Raw genomic sequence first — 2278 nt, forward strand, 5'->3', positions numbered from 1 at the left:
ACGCTGAACAACAACGGCGGCGGCACGCTGAACAACAACGGCACGCTGAACAACGCCGGCACGCTGAACAACTACGTCGGCGGCACGCTGAACAACAACGGCACACTGACGGGAAACATCGCCAATAACGGAAGGCTGGTCAATACCGGCAGCCTCAGTGGCAACATCTCCAACGAAGCTGGCGGTGTGGTGGAGTTCGACACCACCAACGCCGCGCTCAACTACAGCCATGTGATCAGCGGGCAGGGCAGTGTCGTTGTTCGGGGAAATAACACCACAACGTTTACGGGTGTCAACACCTACAGCGGTGGCACCCGCATCAACGCCGGCACGCTGGCGTTGAGCGGGTCGGGCAGCTTGGCGGGCACGGGCGCCCTGAACCTGGAGAGCGCCGCGCGCCTCGACCTCAGCGGCTCAGACGTCCACCAGACCATCGGCGCACTCTCTGGTGTGACGGGCAGCACCATCGATCTCGGCGCCCGCAGCCTGACCTTCGGCGACGGCACGAACCAAACCTTTGCGGGGGTCATCCGCGGCAGCGGTGGCCTCGTCTACCGAGGGGGCGGCACCACCAGCCTCACGGGCAGCAACACCTACACCGGTGGCACCACCATCAACGCCGGCACACTCGCCATCGACAACACGCAGGCACTCGGCACCGGCACAGTCACGCTCAACGACGGCGCCGAACTGCTCGGCACCAGCACGTTGACCCACTCCCACGGGCTGATCGTCACAAGCGGCCGGATTTCCGCCGCCTCAAACCAGATCTTTACAGTGTCGGGCAACTTGAGCGCCGGCCCCGCAGGAACCCTGCACATCGGCTCGTCGGGCAACACGGGAACGGTTCGACTGAGCACAGGCCTCCTCGCCGTGGCCTCTCCCGTTGACGTGTTTGTCGACCACGGCACCTTGCAATTTGACGCTAACGGGGGAAGGCTGGGCAGGTCCGGTGGGTCGTTGACCATTCAGGCAGGTGCCACGGCAGACCTGAATGGGAGCATGTTCGAGGCATCCCATCTGCGTGGAGCCGGCCTCTTCACGAACCAGGCCTCTCGCCGGGGCCTGGTGAGTGTGGGCTGGGACAGCACGGCCAACTCCATCTTTGCAGGCACCATCGAAGACGGCACAGGCGGCATCCGGCTGCAGAAGTCGGGCTCGCACACCCTCACGCTGTCAGGCTCCAACACCTACACCGGTGGCACCCGCATCGACGCAGGCACGCTGGCGTTGAGCGGTGCTGGCAGCTTGGCGGGCACGGGCGCCGTGGCCTTGACGAGCAGCACAGCGGGCTTCGACATCAGCGGCGCAGACGGCAACCGCACCATCGGCGCACTCTCTGGCGCGGCGGGCAGCACCGTCACACTCGGCGCCCACACCCTGACCTTCGGCGACGACACGAACCAGAGCTTTGATGGCGTCATCGGCGGTACCGGTGGCGTCGTCAAACAAGGCTCCGGTACCACCACGTTCACCGCCGCCAACACCTACAGCGGCGACACCACCGTCAACGCCGGCACACTCGCCATCGGCAACATGGCGGCGCTGGGCACGAGTAGGGTTTCACTCAACAACGGCGCCGAGCTGCTCAGCACCGTCTCGAGCTCCTTGGGCTCTGGCCGGCTGCGCTTCACGGACGGCCGGATTTCCGCCGCCGACGAGCAGACCTTTGCGGTGTCGGTTGCATTCTTGCGCCCGGGGACCCTGCGCATCGGCTCGGCGGGCCATGCCGGCACGGTTCAACTGGCGACGGAATATTTTTCCGTACCCATGGACGTGCATGTCGAACACGGCACCCTGCGATATGGTGGTTTCAATGGACTCTCACAGACACTGAGCAGTAGCGCTGGATGGTTGAACGTTCACGCAGGTGCCAGGGCAGACCTCAATGGGTCCACGGTCGAAGCCTCCCATCTGCGCGGAGACGGCCTCATCACGAACTCGGGCCTCCCTCAAGCGGCGGCGGCGGTGGTGGATGTGGGCTGGCGCAGCAGGGCCGACTCCCTCTTTGCCGGCACCATCGAAGACGGCACAGGCGGCATCTCGCTGCAGAAGCGGGGTTCGGACACCCTCACACTGTCGGGCACCAGCACCTACACCGGCGGAACCACCATCAACGCCGGCAGGCTGGTGTTGGACGGTGCTGGCAGCTTGCACGCGCAAGGTGCCGTGGCCTTGACGGGCGCAGCGCGCTTCGACATCAGCAGCGCAACCGGCGACCGCACCATCGGCGCGCTCTCTGGTGTAACGGGCAGCAGCATCGCACTCGGCGCCCGCT

The 2278-nt window shown here is 65.5% G+C and carries 1 protein-coding gene; it reads left to right on the forward strand.

Annotated features, from left to right (window positions below; genetic code table 11):
• A partial coding sequence (locus HPA01S_RS22340) for a beta strand repeat-containing protein (RefSeq protein WP_174525317.1) occupies window positions 1-2278 on the forward strand: 2278 nt, incomplete at both ends.

The sequence above is a fragment of the Hydrogenophaga palleronii NBRC 102513 genome (assembly GCF_001571225.1).
Taxonomy (GTDB): domain Bacteria; phylum Pseudomonadota; class Gammaproteobacteria; order Burkholderiales; family Burkholderiaceae_C; genus Hydrogenophaga; species Hydrogenophaga palleronii.